Consider the following 17,799-nt stretch of genomic DNA (forward strand, 5'->3'; position numbering starts at 1 on the left):
GTAAGTGTGGGCTGACGGGGTGCATCCGAAGGTCCGGCTCGGGCAGGCTCATTCCTGCGTCCTGGTCCTGCTCGGGGTCCGCCTTGACGGCACGAAGGAGCTGATCGCCCTGGCCGAGGACCTGCGCGAGTCCACCGAGTCCTGGGCCGACCTGCTGCGCGACTGTCGCCGCCGGGGCATGCGCGATCCGGAGCTGGTCGTCGGCGATGGAGCGATGGGCTTGTGGAAGGCCCTGGCCGAGGTCTTCCCGGCAGCCCGGCACCAAAGGTGCTGGGTCCACAAGGCCTGCAGTGTCACGAACTGCCTGCCGAAGTCCGCGCAGCCCGGCGCGACGAAGGCGATGCAGGAGATCTGCAACGCCGAGGATCGCGCGCACGCCGAGAAGGCGATCGAGGCGTTCGCGAAGACCTACGGTGCCAAGTGGCCCAAAGCCGTCGCGAAGATCACCGACGACGCCGAGGAACTGCTGGCGTTCTACGACTTCCCGGCCGAGCACTGGATCCACCTGCGGACCACGAACCCCATCGAGTCAACGTTCTCCACGGTCAGGCTGCGGACCAAGGCCACCCGTGGGGCCGGCAGTCCAGCCGCCGCTCTGGCGATGGTGTTCAAGCTCGTCGAATCCGCCCAGACCCGCTGGCGCGCGATCACCGGCGCCCATCTGGTCCCTCTGGGCCGCACCGGCGCCCGGTTCGAGAACGGCATCCTGGTCGAGCGACAGGAGCAGGTCGCGTGAACACGGCGAAAGACTACGGAGGCTGCCAGATCTACCTGCGAGGCGGCAACCGCGAGTCCGTGACCGCGCTCGTCGCAGCAACTCTCGGAGCCTCCGCCGACGATCACTACACGATCCGAACAGGCCGGATGGTCTTCGAGATCCGGCCCAACCCGGACGACGGGCTGGCCGAAGACTTCATCGGATGGCCGTTCACGATCGAGCCGGAAACCGACAACCCCGACCCCGTCCTCGTCGAAGCAGTGTCACGCGTACTCAAAGCAGTCTGGAACCGCGGCCTCGACGCCGTTGCCGCCTGCGACTTCGAGGACGAGCTCCCGGACCTCGGCGGACTCCCACGCTACCGCTGAACCACGCCGGATCCACAGGTCTTGACTATTCCTCCAAGGAGACGCGCCTGCCGGTCATTGGGGATGGCAGCCTGCGGCCACCCGGCTTCAACAGCATGGGGCCCGACCAGGTCTACACCGCTGTGCACGGCCCGCCAGAGTGGTGACCGTACACAGCGACCGTCACAGCCCGTCCTGGGTGAGGGAAGGCGGTGTCGGATACCGGCCCGGTTCGGGCCCTGCAGCTTCGGCCGGGGAGCTCTGCCAGGCCTGGATCAGGCGGCACAGACGGCGGGCCGGCGTCTCGCTGGGGACGAAGAGCACTGCCGCCACCAGAGCGAGGCCGCTTACGGCGAGCGCTCCGGCCGCCCAGGCGGTCAGCTCTCCGTGCACCAGGGCCATCGTGAATGCGGCCAGTGCCCCGAGAGCAGCCCCCAGCCGCGCTGCGCCGCTCGTCATCGCTGCTCCCTGCACGGGGGGCGGCGCAGCGTCATGGAGAGTCGGGGCGCGCCGAGCAGGACGCGGAGTGTGAAGCGGGTGCGGGCGTAGCGGGAGACGTGGTCAGCCAGGTCTGCGCTCCATTCCTCTTGCCAGCGCGCTCGTTGCCGTGACGGCAGCAGCAGCGTGACGGTGGCCAGGAGCCGGCCGGTGACGGCGTGGGAGGACAGTGCGGGCTGCAGAACCGCTGAAGCGAGGTCCTGCAGTTCACGGCCGACACTCTCCAGCCCCGCCGCAGAAGCCACGGGCGCAAAAACGTCGAGGGTTTCACGGGCCTTGAGGAGCTGCCGACTCTGGGCTACGAAGGCGATGGTGCGCATGTTGTGGAGTCGGTCGGCGAGCCGGATGGCCAGCACGGCCCTCTCTCGTGACAGGTCGCCGGCATCGGTCGGGGGTACCGTCCCGTGACTGGCTTGCGGGTACGCGGAGACCACGGCAGTGCGCACCGCTGCGATCAAGTCGGCGACGTCGTTGCCGAATTGGTCGGCAGTCCGCTGCGGCGGACAGGCCGTGTCGTCCACGTCGTGGAGCAGTGCCGCGCAGACCACAGGCGGCGGCATGCGGGGATCGGCGACGATGGCGGCGACGGCGAGGCAGTGGGTGATGAACGGGTCCCCGCTACGGCGCATCTGGCCTTCATGCCAGAAGGCGGCTTCGCCGTAGGCGTGTTCCACCAGGGCAGTATCAGCGTCGGGGCGATGCGCGCGGACGACGGCGAGCAGGCCGTCGAGAGACGGTGCCACGCCTGTCCTCACGGCGGGGCGCAGCCCTAACCGGTGGCGGGCCTTCATGACGGGCCTCCCTCAGATGCCGGGCGGACGGCCGCCCAGCCGGGCAGGGGTTGTTTCCGGGACCGGTAGGCGCGGGCCAGGGCGTCGCGGGCCTGCACGGTGCCGTCCTGGGTGATCCGGTAGAAGCGGCGGCGCGGCCGGCCGGCCGTCTCATGGACGGCCGGATCCTCCCAGATGCTGTCCACCCAACCGAACTGCTCCAGCCGGGCCAGGATCGGATAGATCGTGCCTGATGGCAGTCCCGCCAGCTCGCACAGCTCCAGGCCGTACCGCTGCTTGGCGGGGTCCTCCAGCAAAGCCCGCAGGACCAGTTGAGTCTGCAGGGTCATACGCAGCATACCCATACTCGTACTCTACATAGCCTATATATAGGGTGCTTAGGGATAGTGACGGCGCGTGAGGCCCCGTCGGGGAGAGGCAGCCCCTCCCCCGCCCCAGGGGAGTGACGAGCACCACACGGCAGACGCGTCACGATCAACAAGCCGCAGCGCACTCCTACATGACGGTCCGTCGGCAAGCCCGTCGACCACACGTCACCGCCAGGAAAAGGGGCAACGCTTCATGGATCTCACTGTGCTGGCCACGCGAGCAGCGGGGCTTGCCCTCCCTGGTGGGGCGCTGGGCTCGAAGGCGCGGATGCGGGTGAGGGTGCGGTGCTTCCGTATCCGTGGCAGGGCCGCCGGACCATGGGTACCGGCCGCGGGCGCCGATAGCGCCCCGCATGATGGGCCGACGGGGCAGTGGTGGTCCGTCCTTCCGATGGACCGTGCCGCATCGTCGAACTGACCACCGACCGGCTCCACCGCATCGTCGTCAGCGACCTGTTCGGCATCCACCCCAACACCGCACACGCCTGGCCCAGTACGCGCAGGACAGCTGGGCGGACTACCTCGCAGCCTGCCAGGACTAGGACTTCCGCCCGTCGCCAGACGAATTATGCAAGCCGGGAAACAGAGGGGGCAGGAAGTGAGGCAGAAGCGAATCGTCTCCCAAACCGCGGAACCGCGGTCCGGCAAGAAGGGGGATGCCTGCCGGACCTCTACACGTTCTGGGTTGCAGACCGCTTCCGCCTCACACGGAGTTAGAGATCAACTCCGTTATGGTCAAGCATCTTCACCAGTACGGTCCAGAGAGCTTTCACTCCCAAGGCGACCGCAACCCGCGAAGCTGCCTTACGTAACCAACCAGATCTCACCTGGCCAGACTCCGTGGCGACCATTCCTGCACCTCATCTCATTGGGCCGGAACCTACGCGGACGACGTAGGCTCCCCCTAGAGCTGGGCCCACGTCATTCCACGCGTCCATAGGTCCCGGCCCTGCCTTGAGATGAGGCCGTTGCATCATACCCGCGCTTGCATGATCGGATCGATGCTGGGCCAAACACACCAACGACAACAGCTGGTGGACTACTTCGCGCTTGCGAGGACGCTGAATAGCGCATGGTCGGAACACTGCCTCTTCACCAGTGTGCTCCGCGCCTACGAGATCGGTGTGATCCACGAGCACCTCGTTGAGGTGCGCCGGCTCATCACCGGCACCGTCGCCCCGCACGCCGCCCTGCACCCGGCCGACAAGTGGGATCGCCTACGTCATCACCCAGCTCGCCGCCGTCGAGTCCACCCTCGACCTGCTGGCCGCCGCCTGAACATCCTCGTGATCGAAGTGAAGGTGAAACCGTGCGTCGCCGCACCTACCCCTCCGACACAGCTGTGGCGGAGGGTGATCGATACGGGCCTTGACCCCTGATCCTGAACACGGGCTATGCGGCTTCGGCCTGCGTAGTTGATGTTGTTTGGAGTGCCCGTTCATAGGCGATCGGGCTGCGGTGGCCGAGGCGGGAGTGGCGTCGGACTGTGTTGTAGCGATGCAGCCAGCGGAAGAGGTCCAGGTGAGCCTCGCACTCGGCGTTCCTTCGTGAAACCGCGAAATGCTTTATACCTTCAGCTAGTTGGTCCGCCCTACCAGCCAGCCCGCGGCCGCATCTGTCGCCTGCCTCTGGCTGCCCCACATATCAGCCGGATGACGGACTCAACGCTTGGCAAGCGGTCCTGTCTGCGCTGGAAGCGCGTCGAGATGATCAGCACCGAGCTGTTTCCCACAGTGGCGCAAGTCTGGTGCGGATCAGGCATTTTCCTTCCTATTGGGGTCCAACTTTGGTTGTTGCGCTTCAATATGGGTGAGACCGTCCGTGTTCGGCATTTGACGTGTACGTGGGACGGCGTGCCGTTCCGTCCGTGATGGTGGAGGGCAGGGTGTGGCGGTCGCTTCGCCTGTGGGTGATCCTGCTCGGCGTATCGGCGGGTGGGGCGGGCGCAGCACTGGCAACCTCAGCCTGGCTGCCTGCAGGCTGGACGGCTGCCGTGGCTGCTGTTGCCGCTGCGGTAACCGGTGTCTTCGCCGATGAGACGCGGACCGCTCTCTCGGCGCACCGTCAGCAACGTCACGCCGCTGCGGCCCGCGGGAGAGAGCTGGCCGCTCGAACGCTGCGTGTGCGGGATGCGGTGGATCCGATCAGCTTGGGGGTCCATCCTGCGGCGTTGCGTCGTAGTGCCCGTCAGGGTGCCAACCGAGTGCCTGCGTTCGTCAAGCGAGACCGCTTCGACGACGTCGTGCGGCGGATCCGGCAGAGGGGCTTTGTCCTGATCGTGGGTGACTCGACGGCCGGCAAGTCCCGGCTGGCCTACGAGGCCATGCGCATGGCTGTTCCCGAATTCGCCCTGTTGCAGGCACGGCCGTCGGACGACCTGCAGACGCTGTCTTCCACTATCGGCGGGACCCGGCGTTGTGTGGTGTGGTTCGACGAATTCGACCAGTTTCTGCGAGCCGGAGGCATCACTCTGGAGATGGTCAAAGCGATGCTCGCTGGTCCGGAACGGCAAGTGGTGCTACTGGCGTCGATGCGCAGCAAGGAGTACGACAGGTACAGCGCGCGGCAGCGTGACGTCACCGACGCAGCAACCTGGCGGGCCGGCCGTGAGGTGCTGCTCCATGCCGGAGAACCGGTGGAACTGGATCGTCTGTGGTCACCGCAGGAGGTCGGGCGGGCCCGGGAAGCGGATCGGGATCCGCGGCTGAAGGCGGCGACTCAGGCACCCGATCGATTCGGGATCGCCGAGGTGCTTGCGGCAGGTCCGGAACTGCTCAACGACTGGACGCACGCCTGGCACACGGGTGAGCATCCGCGCGGTGCCGCATTGGTCGCCGCCGCCGTCGACTGTCGGCGTATGGGCTTGCACCGGGCCGTGGACGCATCGCTACTGGTGCCGTTGCATGAGATCTACCTGTCCGCTCGCGGCGGAGCCGTGCTGCGTCCGGAGCCCCTGGAGGACGCGCTGGCGTGGGCCACCGCGCCGGTGCAGGGGGCAAGTAGCCTTCTGCTGCCTGACCAGGGCCGCTATCTGGCGTTCGACTACTTGATCGACCTTCCCGGACTGTCGGCCATACCCGAAAACAGCTGGGAGGTACTCCTTGCTGCCATAGAGCCGGAAGAGGCCTTCGACGTCGGCTGGGCCGCTGTAGACCTGATGCGGCCGTCCATCGCGCTGGAAGCTTTCGACACAGCCCGCCGGCATGGGGTCCCCGATGCCGACTATGCGCACGCCATCGCCCGGGGCAATGCAGGACAGCCGCTGGCAGCCGTACGCCTGCTGCGCCAGTTGCACCAGGAGCGTGATGCGCTGCTGGGCCCGGATCACCCCGACACCCTCTCTGCACGCCATGACATAGCCCGGTACCTCGCTGAGGCAGGCCGGCGCTCGGAAGCCGTCGTTCTCCTCGATCGTCTCGCCTCGGACCGACAGCGCGTCCTGGGCCCCCGCCATACGGCAACTTTGGTGACCCGTAGCAGCAGAGCCAGGTTTCTGCGCGACAGTGGAGACGCCCCCGCAGGCACTACACCTGTTTCGGGAACTGCTCCCACCATGACGGCAGCCCTGGGACCGGCTCACGTGGACGTCCTGCTGGCACGTCAGGAACTGGGCCGAACTCTCAGCCACATCGGTCGGACCTCCGACGCCCTCACCTGCATCACCGAGCTATTCGAGGACCAGGAGCGCATTCTGGGCGCAGCGCATCCGCACACGCTCAGCACCCACTTCGAACTGGCACTTTTTTGGTCGCCCGTTCCGGTGACCTCCACCAGGCCATCCGAACGCTGCAGGCTGTCCTGGGCGACCAGGAGCGTGTTCTCGGTCTGCATTCACGCACTCTGAGCACCCGCCATCAACTCGGCAGGCTCCTTGCGCAGACCGGTGAGCCGGAAAGGGCCCTGGAAGTCCTGTCAGAGGTACTCCGTGATCAAGAGCACTTCCACGGCGCCTCCCACCCTCGCACTCTGGCAACCCGATATGACCAACTCCTGGTCGCACGCCCCACGCAGGGCGCACAGACGGCTGCAAGTGCGCAATTGCTTCAGTGCGGGCTTGACCGTCCGGGCGATTGGTCAGCGTTTGACGCGGTTGCGGACGGCTAGGACTGCCAAGCCTAGAAGGACGGGCTCGGTCAACCGAGAGGTCATTTCGATGTAGGTGCCAGCAGTGGTCAGATCCTGGCCGGAGGAGCGAAACACCACCGAGTTGAGCGTGACGTTCAGGGCTTTTTCGAAGCGCTCGCCGGTGAATCGATGGCCGGTGGGGTTCTGCGGATTATCCTTGTCGATCTCGAAGGTGACCTTGCCTCCGCCTGCGGGGACGGTGCCGGTCACTTCCTGCTTCGGAGCCTCCTGCGGGAGCCCCAAGCCCATCAGCAGCACGATGGTGACGAGCATGGCGGCGCCGAGCCACGCCAGCGCCCGGGAGGCGCGCATGCCGTAGCCAGACAGCGCCCAGTAAGCGGTCGGCAGGCTTCGCTCGCTTCGGGGGATGTCGTCAGCGTGACGGCGCATCTGCATCTCCCCGTAGTAGAAGTCGGCGGCCCCGGGCTCGTGCTTGACATCCTCGAGCGCTTTGCGGAGCGCGCGGTACACCGGCGCTAGTTGCAACGGCCCGACGTGCCCGGCGCCGAAGACTGCCACGTTCCAGCCCCGGGCCGGCGCTGGCTGACTCGCCCGCCAGTGGTGTTCTTCGGCGAGGGTGCGGCGCTGGGTGAACCGTATGGGGCGCCAGCCCTCCCAATGCACTTTGGGCGGGACCGTATCGAAAGTGCAGGCACCCTGTGCTGGGCCGGGACGGCTGGGCGGACCGGGTCGCCATCGAGAGGCTGGCAGCGGGCGAGGAGCTGGCGGTGTACGGAGGGGGTGGCGCCCACGCGCAGGGTGTAGCCCTGGCTGCGCCGTACGGTCACGCCGTGGTCGAGGGCGGCCCGCTCGGTGGGCTCCAGCTCGGCCGCTCGGAGGAAGTCGGCGACCTTGCCTGGCATGTCTACGGCGACGGGCAGCTCCGGGATCGGGACGTCCTCGTGGTCGATAGTGGTGTGTACGGGCAGGAGGTCAGCGACGGCCGTGCGGATGGTGCCGCGGCTGACCTCGTGGTTGCGGACGAGGGCGGCGATGGAGCGACCCTCCAGGTACGCGGCGCACACGGCGTCGGTCTTGTCGGCAGGGATGACGGGGCGGCGGCCACCCTTGTTGCCCTTGGCCGCGGCGGCTCGCAGCCCGTCGTAGGTCAGCTCGGGCTGGAGGTCGCGTTGCAACGCAGGAATCGCGCCCCCTGGCGGCAGTTGCCGCACCGCCAGTGGGAGTCAAGGGCCAGTCCAGCACGGCCTCTCAGGGCAGACGCAACCGATCCACCTTCAGCACCAACTTCATCTGCTCTGCGAGGGCAAGGTTTGCAGCCCCGGCCCGACGCATAAACCGAGTCGCGGGAAACTCGTCAGCGGGAAATTCCCCGAGGAACCCCACATCGCCCTTGATTTCGGCTACGGATGCTTCACCGGCCTCGTCGCCCTTCAGGAAGTACTCCCCTTCAGCACTCTGATGTTCCGCCAGGAATTCAGCGATCTCCGAGCTGATTTCGGCGATCGAGATCGCCGAATTCACTGCGGCCTCTGGATCTTCCTCAAGGAAGCTTGACATCGCGGACACCGATACGGAGACTGCATCCGCTGCAAAGCCGGCTGCTTCCCCTCCGACGTCCTCAAGGCGAGTGATCCAGCGCTCCGCCTCTTCTCGGACCCGCATGAGATCCGGGGCCGATGCCTGCTGGATACCGCGAAGGTCCAGCCACACCGCATCCAGACCGTTGTTGATCCGGTAAAAGAAATTCCCCTCTCCGGAATCATGAAGAAACGCCATGGATACCGATCGCACCTTCGTCGCGCACAGGGTCGTGACGGCCAGCCGTTGGCGTGGGGTTAGCCGTGCGAACTCCACACGGACGACTTCGACGTCTTCGAGAAATCCCATCTCAACTCACCTTACGGAGTCCAAATCGCCTGTGTATCGCTGACCAGCGTCGCACCCTTGCTCTGCAGGAAACCCTGGCACGCTGGGCAGAGTGGTCTATTCACTGCCAATCCTGTCAGCGTTAGATCAAGATGGACTACTGTCTCCCAGAACTTGACCTCTGCATGCGGGAAGGTGCCTGATGCGTCCACGCCGGTGCGCAATATCCCGAGCTCGTGAGGGAGGAGCTGTGCACGTTGAATCTGAGAGATATTCTTCCGTGCTCCAACGGCCACAACGTCGAGAGACTCCGGGCCACCGCCTACCGCGTGCATGCCTCCAGTGGTCGCCCTGTCGTTCGCCTTCCCCGCCGGGATGAGCGCGTGCAGGGTGTCGGCTCGGTCCTGCAGGTCGTCAAGATCGAGAGCGCCGCCGCAGTTGTGAACCAGGACCGGCGTAGCCCCCGCCAGCACATAGTACGTGTGCTACGCGGACCCCTCTACCTGCTTTTTCGCAGGTCAAGCATAGTTTGCTGGTCCGGCGAAGTGCGTGGGTGTCCGTGGTTGTGCGGGGTTGTTGCCGTCGCTACTGCCGTCAGTCGGTTCAGCCCAGGTACGGCTTCTCACGCTGTTCCAGGAAGTGCTGGAGCCTGAGTCGTTGGGTGTGGTGCATCGGCAACTGCTCGATCTCTTCGGACGGAACGAACCGGAGTTCGGTGGACTCGTCGGAGATCTCCAGTTGGCCGCCGGTGATGCGGGCCGTGAAGCAGACGTTGAACTGGCGGCGGACCTCGCCGTCGGTGTAGGCGATGATGTGTTTCGGGTCGGTGTAGGTGCCGACCAGGCCGGTGATCTCGACGTCGAGGCCGGTCTCTTCTTTGACTTCGCGGACGGCGCCGCCGGCCAGTGCTGCCACAAGGTGCTCTCCCCGCTGACGCTCACCTACATCCACTCCGTGCTCAAGTCCGCCCTGGAGCACGCCGTCCGCGAGGAAGAGATCCCTCGCAACGTCGCCCGCAACGTCCGCACCGGCACACCCCGGCCCCGACGCTTCGAACCCCTCACCGCCGACGAAGCCCGCCGACTCCTCACCACCGCACAAGGCCACCGGCTGCACGACCTGTTCGAACTCGCCCTCCACACCGGACTCCGCAAGGGCGAACTCCTCGGACTGCGCTGGGAAGACCTCGACCTCGACACCGCCACCGCCGCCATCCGCCGCACCCTTCAGCGCACCAGCACGGACGGCCTCATCACGCTGCCCACCAAGACCCGGGCCTCCGAACGCCGCATCGCCCTCCCCACCCGCTGCCTCCACTCGCTGAAGCATCACCATGAACGACAGCAGCGCGAACTTGAGGCCGCAGGAACCACGTGGCAGCACAACGGGCACGTGTTCACCACTGCCCAGGGCAGAACGGTCGACCCGACCAACCTCACCCGCGCCTTCACCACGCTCCTCCGCCGCATCCGCTTCCACGACCTCAGGCACTCGACCGCGACCCTACTCCTGGAACAGGGCGCCGAACTCGTCGTGATCAAGGAGCTCCTGGGCCACGCCCACATCGGCGTCACCCCGAGCGTCTACGCCCACGTCCGACTCCAACGCCAAGCCATCGACACCTTGGGGGGCGTCCTCGGCTCGACCGATGACGGCCCCGATGCCCCACCCGCCGAAGCAGTCGTCCGCTGACGTTGCCGTCACCGTTGCCGTCAAACCCCGACTGGGCTCCTCCAAAATCTCTTGGAGGAGCCCAGCCTTGATATGTCAGGAATCGCTGCCAGAAAGGATCACTGCGGCCAAAATGCTCTCGCCGGTAACCTCACCGTAAAGCATCACATCCATTTTCCCGGCCTGCACATGGATCAGCTTAATCTCACTTGACTGTGCACCATTAAAGGCTGACAGCAAGTTAGCCACAAGCCGTGCCACGTCGCGGTCATTACGAGCCTCCGCCCTTCTGAGGCGATTCTCGAAGATGTGAATCAGCTGCTCGCTGGCGACGGTACTCTCATGAAGAACGATCACACCGTAATCGTCAACCGCTGCGGAAAGCTGATCCATTCCCAGCCGCCTTGCCTCAGAGGCGATAAAGCTCTCGTTCATCAGCCAACTCCAGGTAGATGCCATGGGCCCCTGTTGATGCTGATTTCAGCACCCTCAATAATCCCTTCCACCAGAAGCTCACTCTCACCATAGATATCCTGCGGACCCTTAATTAGGCGGTCCTGTATATCCGCACGGCGATGGCGCATAACAATTCCTGGGCCATTACCTAGCTCGGCGGCATCCAGGGCCACATCTTCGTAATCATCCGTCCAGGATGTGAATGAGCTATCGAGGTTGCCGCCATTATGCGATGCAGCGTCAGCATCTCCACCACGCGGCACCGCTCGCCCTTCAAGGGCATCATCGTACTTGGAGTGCCCCCAATCTATTCCGCGGTAGACGTGCTCCCCGGCCCCATCACCGCAATTGTGAACGAGTACCGGCGTAGCCCCCGCCAGCACATAGTACGTGTGGATGTCGCGGATGGTCAGGTCGTGGGTGCGCTGGCGCTTTTCGAAGTCGCGGGTGGCGGTGAGGGTGGCGGTGCCTCCGTCTGCGGTGCGGAGTGTCATGCCGGGTGTGAGGTCGCCGGCTTCGATCCACTGCCGTGCGGAGGGGGACCAGAACGGGTGATTGACAGTAGATGTAAGTGTGGCGATTGAAGGATTGCCGTCAGCCCTGCTCGCTACGGATCCGTACTTACCTCCGACCTTCTCGTCCGCTCCGCCATTTTTTGTGTCGATGGTGAGATCGACGAAGTGCTTGTCATTTTTGGTGGAGATGGTACGGACAACCTCGCGGACGGTCGTCTTACCAGTCTTGGGGTCGGTGGCGATGATTTTGTCGCCGAGTTCGATGTCCTCGATCGACTTGGTCTTGCCGTTGGCTGTGAGAATCTTCGTGCCGGGTAGGAAGCTGTGCTTCTTCTTGCCGACCTTGCAGGAGTCGCCGACTTCCGGGGCTGCTTCCGCTGCCGCCTTCTTTGCTCTGGCGAGTTTGTTTCGTGCTCCTGCGAGTGCGGCATTGGCCTTGCTGACCCGCTTGGTGGCGCTGAGCATGTCCATTGCGCCGCCGACGATGTCGTCGACGAGGCCAACGACCCGTTTGGCCAGTCGGGCGCCCTTGGCCCAGTCCCAGGGGGCCCCGTATTTCGCGAGGATCTTTCCGGCAATGCCACCGGCGAAGCTTCCGGCGATGTTGAGGAGGGTTTCGCCGCAGGAGCCCACGTCGCCGGTGGAGATGCAGTCGAGTGCGGCGTCGATACCGAGGATGTCCCGAACGATCTTTACGAGTACCTTGGCGGCGCGGACGGTGCGCTGCTTGGCCGAGGAGTACTGCTGCTCGGCCGCCATCTGCTCCGCGCCGGCCCGGTTGACCGTCTCCTGCTCTTTGGTGGGGCCAGGTCCCGCGCCGCAGTCGCTCCATCCGCGGCAAGGTGCCGTCGAATTTTCGCGGATCATGCCGGTGGGGTCGGAGAGCGTGGTGGGGTTGTTGTCAGCGTAGGCGTAACCGTTGATCTGCTGCGGGCTGGTGTAGTCGATGATCGGGTCGACGGAGATGAACTTGCCGAGTTCGGGGTCGTAGGAGCGGGCCCCGATGTGGGTCAGTCCGGTGGACTCGTCGTTGGTGCCGCCGACGAAGCCCTTCTCTCCGGGCCAGCTGCCGATGGGCTTGCCGCGGTCGACGCCGTAGGGGTCGGAGCGGCGCTGGGTGATCGCTCCGGTGGCGGCATCAATGGCGAGTTCGCCGGTGCCGTGGTGGTCGGCGGACAGGAAGGAGAGCTTGTTGTCGCTGGTGCGGATCGCGACGGTCTGGCCGGCGTGGCTGTAGTAGCGGGTGGCCTTGACCGTGGAGGAGCCCGCCGCGAGGGAGAGCTCCATGCCGGGCAGGTAGACGGTGGTGGCCTTGGGATCCTTACGGATCATCCGGGAGCCGTCGGGACCGTAGAGGAAAGTGCTGTCACCCTCCGCGGTCTTGATCTTGGCGGGTTTGCCGGTGGCGTCCCAGTCGATGCTCTGGGTATTACCGTCGACGACGCGGGTCTTGGTGTTGCCGGCGTCGTCGTAGGTGAAGGTGGACTGGTTGTCACCGGTCGGGGTGTTCTCCATGACCTTGGTGACCTGGTGCGGGCCGTCGCCCGCGGCACCCGCGCCGCCGTAGGTGTAGGTGCGGGTGACGTCCTTGGCCGCGTCCCGGCCGGTGTCGTGGATGACTTCCTTGGTGCGGTTGCCGATCGAGTCGACGCTGTAGGACTTCCAGTACGGGGCCGGTCCACCCAGCGTGTTCGTCCCGGGCGCGGCGTCGCAGGCGGTGGGCTTTGAACCTTCGAGTCCGGTACTGCCCACGGTGCCTGCACCCTGAGCCGCGCCGCCGGTGGCCGCCGGCGTCCAGGCATCCTTCAGACGGGCGCCTGCATCGTAGGCGAAGCACTGCACGTCGGTGGTCGCTGTAGAGTCGGCATTCGCGGTGTCCGAGATCGACAGGACGTTGCCGACCTGGTCGTAGGAATACGAGGACCGCTTCGCCGGAGCACTCGCGCCGGCGATGTCCACGCTCGCGGTGCGCAGACGGCCCGTGCCCGGCTCGTACTCGAAGGTCTGCCCGACCTTCTTCCCACTGCCGGTGGACAACTCCATCCCCAGCACTTGGCTGATACCGGAATAGGTGGTGCCCGTGACGTACGACGTGCTGCCGGTCAGGGTCGTGGGGCGCTGGAGCTCGTCGTAACCGTAGGTCAAAGGCTCGGCGGCAAGGCCACCGGCGGCGGGCAGACCGGTGCCCCGCACGGTGCCGTCATGGTTGTAGGACGTGGTGAACTCGTAACTGCCCGCGAGCGCACCCTCGGAGGCGGGCACCGCGTACGTGGTCTTCAGCGGGCGGTAGAAATCATCCATCGAGGTCACCGCGGAGCCGATGTACTGGGTCGCGTTCACATACCGCATCGAAGCCCAGGCCTGGCCCAGCCAGCCCGCCTTGTCATAGCGGGTCTCGGTCAGCTTGGTGCCGGTGGTCGGCTCGCCCTCCCACGTGAACGTCGGCCGGGACAGCGAGTCGTACTGGGTGGAGACCTTCTTGCCATTGCCGTCGATCGTCCAGTCCACCCGGTCGAGCGCGTCGTAATGCGTCTCGGAAGTCCCGGCATCGGGGTCGATGGACTTGATCTTGCGGCCCAGCTGGTCGTACTCGTAGCTCCAGACATTGCTCTTGTCGTCCGTGACGGTCTTGAGCTGACCGTTCGGGGTGTAGCTGTACTTCGTCTCGTCGTAGCCGAGCGCCACGTCGGGACGATCCCCGTGGTAGTGCCGCAGGGCGGTGGTACGTCCCCCGGCGTCGGTGACGGAGGTGGTGGCGATGCCGCCTGCGGGCGGGTCGGAGTGGGTGAGCTCGCCGTCGTAACGGGTGGTGGTGCGCCATTGTTCGGTGCCGGCGTGCAGATCGATCGCGGCGGTGGGCCGGCCCAGGCCGTCGTACTCGGTGCGGCTCTGCGCACCGACCGCACCGTTCCCGGCGATCAACAACTCATCACTGGGGACACCCGCGGCACGGTAGGTGGCGTTGGTCTTGGTGACCTTGCCCGCACCGTCGTACCAGGCATCGGCGACCATCCGGGTGCCGCCGGGACCCTCGGTCTGCTTCTGCCGGCCACGCAACAGGCTGTCGAACAGCTCGTACTCGACGCCGTAACTGCCACCGACCTCGATCTTCTCGGTCTTGATCGCAACCGGCTTGTCGGTACGCACCAGGTAGGAGTACTTGATGCTGGGCGTCTGGGACTTGTCCCGGTCGGGCAGCCAGACAGAGGTCAGACGGCCGATCGCGTCATGGGCGAGATCGGTGCGCCTGCCGTTGGGGTCGGACTGCCCGATCGAGGCACCGCGAGCCGGGTTGTAGTCGGTGGTCGTGACATGCCCGGCCGCGTTCGTGACGGCCGTCTTGGTCAGCAGGCCGTTGCCCTCGGTGTAGGCGGTCTTGGTCTCATTGGCCTTGGCGTCCTTCTGCCACACCGGGCGCCCGAAGGCGTCATAGCCGGTGGTGCCGGTCACCTGATAGGTGGCGGTGGTCCCGTCATGGGCGGTCATCCGCTCGACCTTGGTCGCGTCCCCCTTGGTGGGCGCCGCGCCGTACGCGCCGTTGTCGTACGAGGTGCGCTCGTCGGCCAGAACCTGCTTGGAGCGATCAGCCGCGGTCCCGCACTCAACCGTGACGACCTCACTGCGCGAGGGCAGGGACAGGATGTTCTTGTCGGCGTTGTCCGCGTAATAGGTGCGGGTACAGGTGTCGTCGGAGGCGGTGGAGACGTCCCCGAGATCCTCGACCTGAGTGACGCGACCGGTATGGGTAGCGGTGTCGTACGTGGTGACACTCCTGGTCTCACGCCAGCCACCGGCCGACAGCGGAGTGAAGCCCCGCTGGACCCGCGGCTTGGAGATCACCGCGTGCCGCGTGCCCCAGTCACGAGTCTGCGTGGCCGTGTTGAACTTCCACGGCTCGCTGATCGTCCGCGAGACCACCGTGGAACCGTCATAGGTGACGGCCTCCAACTCGTGCCCGGTGTACTCCTCCGCATCCGTGAACTCCGAGCCCTGGGAGTTCTTCACCTTCACGCTGCGGGTGGCACCGGCGGCGTCCTTGTCGCCGTCCATGCCCTGCATGTACGTGTAGTCGATGCGGGTGGACTGCTTGTCCGCGGTTCCGCTGGTGACCGAGACCTTTCCGTAGCCCTGCCAGTTGCCCCAGGTCAGGAACTTGTTCTCGGTGATTCCATCGGGCTTGGCCTTCCGCCAGCCCGCTTCGCCCTGGTAGGCGTAGCGGGTGACAATGCCTTCGCTGCCGCCGGTGCGGTCGGTCTCGATGATCTCGGCGACGACGTACTTGTGGAACCAGTCGGTGATCGGCTCCAGGTGGCCCGGAGGTGCCCACTGCACCGGATAGCAGCGTTTGGTCGACTCCCCCGGCTTGGGCAGGGCTGACTTCTCACAGTTGACGGGTGCGTAGTTGACGTCGAGCTGGGAGCCGGTCTCGCTCAGGACGGTGGTCAGCCGGTAGCGGTTGAAGGGGGCGATATTGTCGCCGATCGCGTCCACCCGGTTGGCCAGCTGCTCGCCGAACAGCTCGATGGCCGGCATCTTGATTGCCGTGCCATCCCGGCCCTCATGCTGGATCTTGTACAGCCACAGCGCCTTGGAGTCGTCGCCGTTGTCCTGGAACAGGTGCGTGAAGGCCCAGTGGTCCACGTCCTGGTAGGTGGTGGCGTCCTTGCGGATCTGGGAGGTGACCCCGGTCAGCCGCTTGGTGGTGAAGAAGGTCTGACCGACCGTGCACTTGGTGCTCGCCACGCATTCCTGGTCGACCGGTACATCAGGCCAGTTCGCGGCGTTCGCCTTGGTGCGCTTCGAGGTCGCGCAGTCGAAGGTGTCGGTGGGCAGGCAGCGTTCGGCGACCGTGAAGTTGATGCGGGCCGGGGCCTTGGCGGCATAGGACTGGCCGTCACGCTGACCGTAGTCGATGCGCTTGAGGTAACCGCCACGGTGGTAGGCGGTGCCGTTGACGTCCGTCTTGCCGTTCAGGGCGTAGTAGTTGGTCTCCGGCTCGTAGAAGTACGACATCACATTGCCGTGAGCATCCTTGACGTGATCCAGGCTCCAGCGCCAGGCCTGCTTGCAGTGCGCGGAGGAGAAGGTGGCGTCGTAACAAGGCTCACCGGAGTCGTCGCCGAAGACCGGAGCGGTCCAGGTGGACTTGGTCTCCTCGTTGCCGCTGGCCCAGCCGGGCAGGCGGTTCAGCCCGAAGTAGTACTCGGTGCCCTCGCTGGTGGTGACGACCCAGTGCTCTCCGTCGTTGTCGCCGTTCGTCGCGCCGGTGCGCTTCTCGACCTTGGCGCCGTCGTCGCTGGACAGGTGCCACTTCTTGGTGGTGTCGTCCTGGACCAGCTCGCTGGACTGCCCGTTCAACAGGATGGTGGCGTTTTCAAACGCCCAGCACTGCTCGCCCGACCCGGCATGCCCGTCGTCCGAGCAGGGCTTGTAGCGGCGTTCGATGTAACCGGGATCGTAGGAGAAACCGTCTCCGGCCCAGGATCCCTGGTTGTTCGTGGCCGAGGTGCGGCCGTCGGCGGACTGCGAGGAGTAGCCCAGCCCGACCGTCGGCACCAGACCGCCCGGAGTGGAAACAGCCTTCAGCGGATAGTTCCAGGAGAAGCCTCCGGAGGAGGCCGCCACGTTCCAGCTCGACGCGGGCGCCAGCGCGGTCGCCTTGTAAGTCCCCTGAGCCGACGACGGACCGGCCGCGACCGCGAACAGACTGGGCGCAACGGCCTTCGCAGCAGAGGTTCCGGCTGCCTCGGGGGCTGCGGTCACGTCGGCGGACAGCGTCTGGCTCTGCGGATTGTTCGTGGTCGGCAGTACCTTGGGCCGCTCCGGGCAGGCCTTGCTGCCCGGAGCGGCCACCGCCGCACACGGCGGCAGCTCGACCAGGCGCAGACGTGAGCCGTAGGAACCTCCGTAGCCCTCGGCGAAGGAGGAGTAGTCCACGCTGAGCCGTACCGGCGCGGAGCGTCCGCCGCCGTCGGCGCGCTCCACCTTGAGTACGGCGCTCGCCCCCAGACGTTCGGCGTCGGCCGCGCCCAGGACATCCACCGCGATCCTGTCCGGGGCGGTGCCCTCCCTCTTGCCCTTGGCCACGCTCTTGACAGGGGTGGCCACGACGGGAAGCGAGCCGATCTTCACCGCGCGGGGGGCCTTCGATCCCGCGTCACCGACCGTGATCTCCGCACTGGCCCTGCCCGGCCAGGACGGCTTGTCCAGGCGCGGATCGGAGTTCTTCTTCATCGGATCCGCCGGCCGTTCGGCGGCCTTGCCCGACTTCCCCTGGACCACCGGGACCGTGTCCCTGGCCCGTTCCAGCTCCGACGGCTTGTCCGCGGCGAAGGCCACCGGTGACAGCAGACCGCCGCCGAGCGCGAGAGACAGAACAAGCGTCAGGGAGCCCACCACCCGTCTGGGTATGAGCTGGTCGACCAACCGGCCACGGAACGGCATCAAAACTCCACCCATCGATAGCTGCACGCGGGCACACGG

At 65.9% G+C, this 17,799-nt stretch carries 10 protein-coding genes and 4 pseudogenes; 6 read left to right on the forward strand and 8 right to left on the reverse strand.

The features are described 5' to 3' along the window. Positions 1-4: 4 nt before the first annotated feature. Together OG718_RS02590 and OG718_RS02595 are read left to right on the forward strand one after the other, a co-directional pair. A pseudogene (locus OG718_RS02590) lies at positions 5-736 on the forward strand (IS256 family transposase); the annotation flags it as partial. Beyond that, positions 733-1,086: a hypothetical protein gene (locus OG718_RS02595; RefSeq protein WP_328843037.1), complete on the forward strand. Its 354-nt coding sequence runs from the start codon at positions 733-735 to the stop codon at positions 1,084-1,086. The pseudogene OG718_RS02590 and the gene OG718_RS02595, both read left to right, overlap by 4 nt. 162 nt (positions 1,087-1,248) lie before the next feature. On the opposite strand, the gene OG718_RS02600 is transcribed toward OG718_RS02595, so the two are convergent. Genes OG718_RS02600 through OG718_RS02610 form a run of 3 tightly spaced genes read right to left on the reverse strand, consistent with a single transcriptional unit; the run spans position 1,249 to position 2,698 of the window. Next, a complete protein-coding gene (locus OG718_RS02600; protein WP_328843038.1) occupies positions 1,249-1,524 on the reverse strand; it encodes a hypothetical protein in 276 nt (91 codons plus the stop codon). Then, positions 1,521-2,306, reverse strand: coding sequence for an HD domain-containing protein (locus OG718_RS02605; RefSeq protein ID WP_328843039.1), 786 nt, complete (start codon positions 2,304-2,306; stop codon positions 1,521-1,523). Before OG718_RS02605 ends, OG718_RS02600 begins: the two co-directional genes overlap by 4 nt. A gap of 44 nt (positions 2,307-2,350) precedes the next feature. Next, a complete protein-coding gene (locus OG718_RS02610; protein WP_328843040.1) occupies positions 2,351-2,698 on the reverse strand; it encodes a PadR family transcriptional regulator in 348 nt (115 codons plus the stop codon). Positions 2,699-3,711: 1,013 nt separating this feature from the next. Between OG718_RS02610 and OG718_RS02615 the strand changes: the two genes are divergently transcribed. The 3 genes from OG718_RS02615 (at position 3,712) to OG718_RS54310 (ending at position 6,826) form a co-directional block, all read left to right on the forward strand. After that, positions 3,712-4,101 (forward strand): hypothetical protein, encoded by a 390-nt coding sequence (locus OG718_RS02615; protein WP_328843041.1) that lies wholly within the window; start codon positions 3,712-3,714, stop codon positions 4,099-4,101. An 824-nt stretch (positions 4,102-4,925) separates the two neighbouring features. Next, positions 4,926-6,566, forward strand: coding sequence for a tetratricopeptide repeat protein (locus OG718_RS02620; RefSeq protein ID WP_328843042.1), 1,641 nt, complete (start codon positions 4,926-4,928; stop codon positions 6,564-6,566). After that, positions 6,467-6,826: a tetratricopeptide repeat protein gene (locus OG718_RS54310; protein ID WP_443054873.1), complete on the forward strand. Its 360-nt coding sequence runs from the start codon at positions 6,467-6,469 to the stop codon at positions 6,824-6,826. The genes OG718_RS02620 and OG718_RS54310 overlap by 100 nt, the downstream gene beginning before the upstream one ends. On the opposite strand, the pseudogene OG718_RS02625 reads toward OG718_RS54310, so the two are convergent. The 3 genes and pseudogenes from OG718_RS02625 to OG718_RS02635 all read right to left on the reverse strand — a co-directional run. Then, positions 6,797-7,507: pseudogene (locus tag OG718_RS02625) on the reverse strand (pentapeptide repeat-containing protein); the annotation flags it as partial. The gene OG718_RS54310 and the pseudogene OG718_RS02625 sit on opposite strands and share 30 nt — an antisense overlap. 549 nt (positions 7,508-8,056) lie before the next feature. Beyond that, the gene (locus OG718_RS02630) at positions 8,057-8,695 is read right to left on the reverse strand and encodes a hypothetical protein (RefSeq protein WP_328843043.1); all 639 of its coding nucleotides are present in this window, start codon (positions 8,693-8,695) and stop codon (positions 8,057-8,059) included. 582 nt (positions 8,696-9,277) lie between these two features. Continuing rightward, a pseudogene (locus tag OG718_RS02635) lies at positions 9,278-9,580 on the reverse strand (NUDIX hydrolase); the annotation flags it as partial. Between OG718_RS02635 and OG718_RS02640 the strand changes: the two are divergent. Further along, positions 9,569-10,366: pseudogene (locus tag OG718_RS02640) on the forward strand (tyrosine-type recombinase/integrase); the annotation flags it as partial. The pseudogenes OG718_RS02635 and OG718_RS02640 sit on opposite strands and share 12 nt — an antisense overlap. Before the next feature lie 75 nt (positions 10,367-10,441). On the opposite strand, the gene OG718_RS02645 reads toward OG718_RS02640, so the two are convergent. Continuing rightward, complete coding sequence (locus tag OG718_RS02645) at positions 10,442-10,780, reverse strand: hypothetical protein (RefSeq protein WP_328843044.1); 339 nt, start codon at positions 10,778-10,780, stop codon at positions 10,442-10,444. After that, entirely contained in the window at positions 10,780-17,760 is a 6,981-nt protein-coding gene (locus tag OG718_RS02650; protein WP_328843045.1) for an RHS repeat-associated core domain-containing protein, read from the reverse strand. Before OG718_RS02650 ends, OG718_RS02645 begins: the two co-directional genes overlap by 1 nt. Positions 17,761-17,799 lie beyond the last annotated feature (39 nt).

Source organism: Streptomyces sp. NBC_00258, assembly GCF_036182465.1.
In the GTDB taxonomy this organism is placed as follows: Bacteria; Actinomycetota; Actinomycetes; order Streptomycetales; family Streptomycetaceae; genus Streptomyces.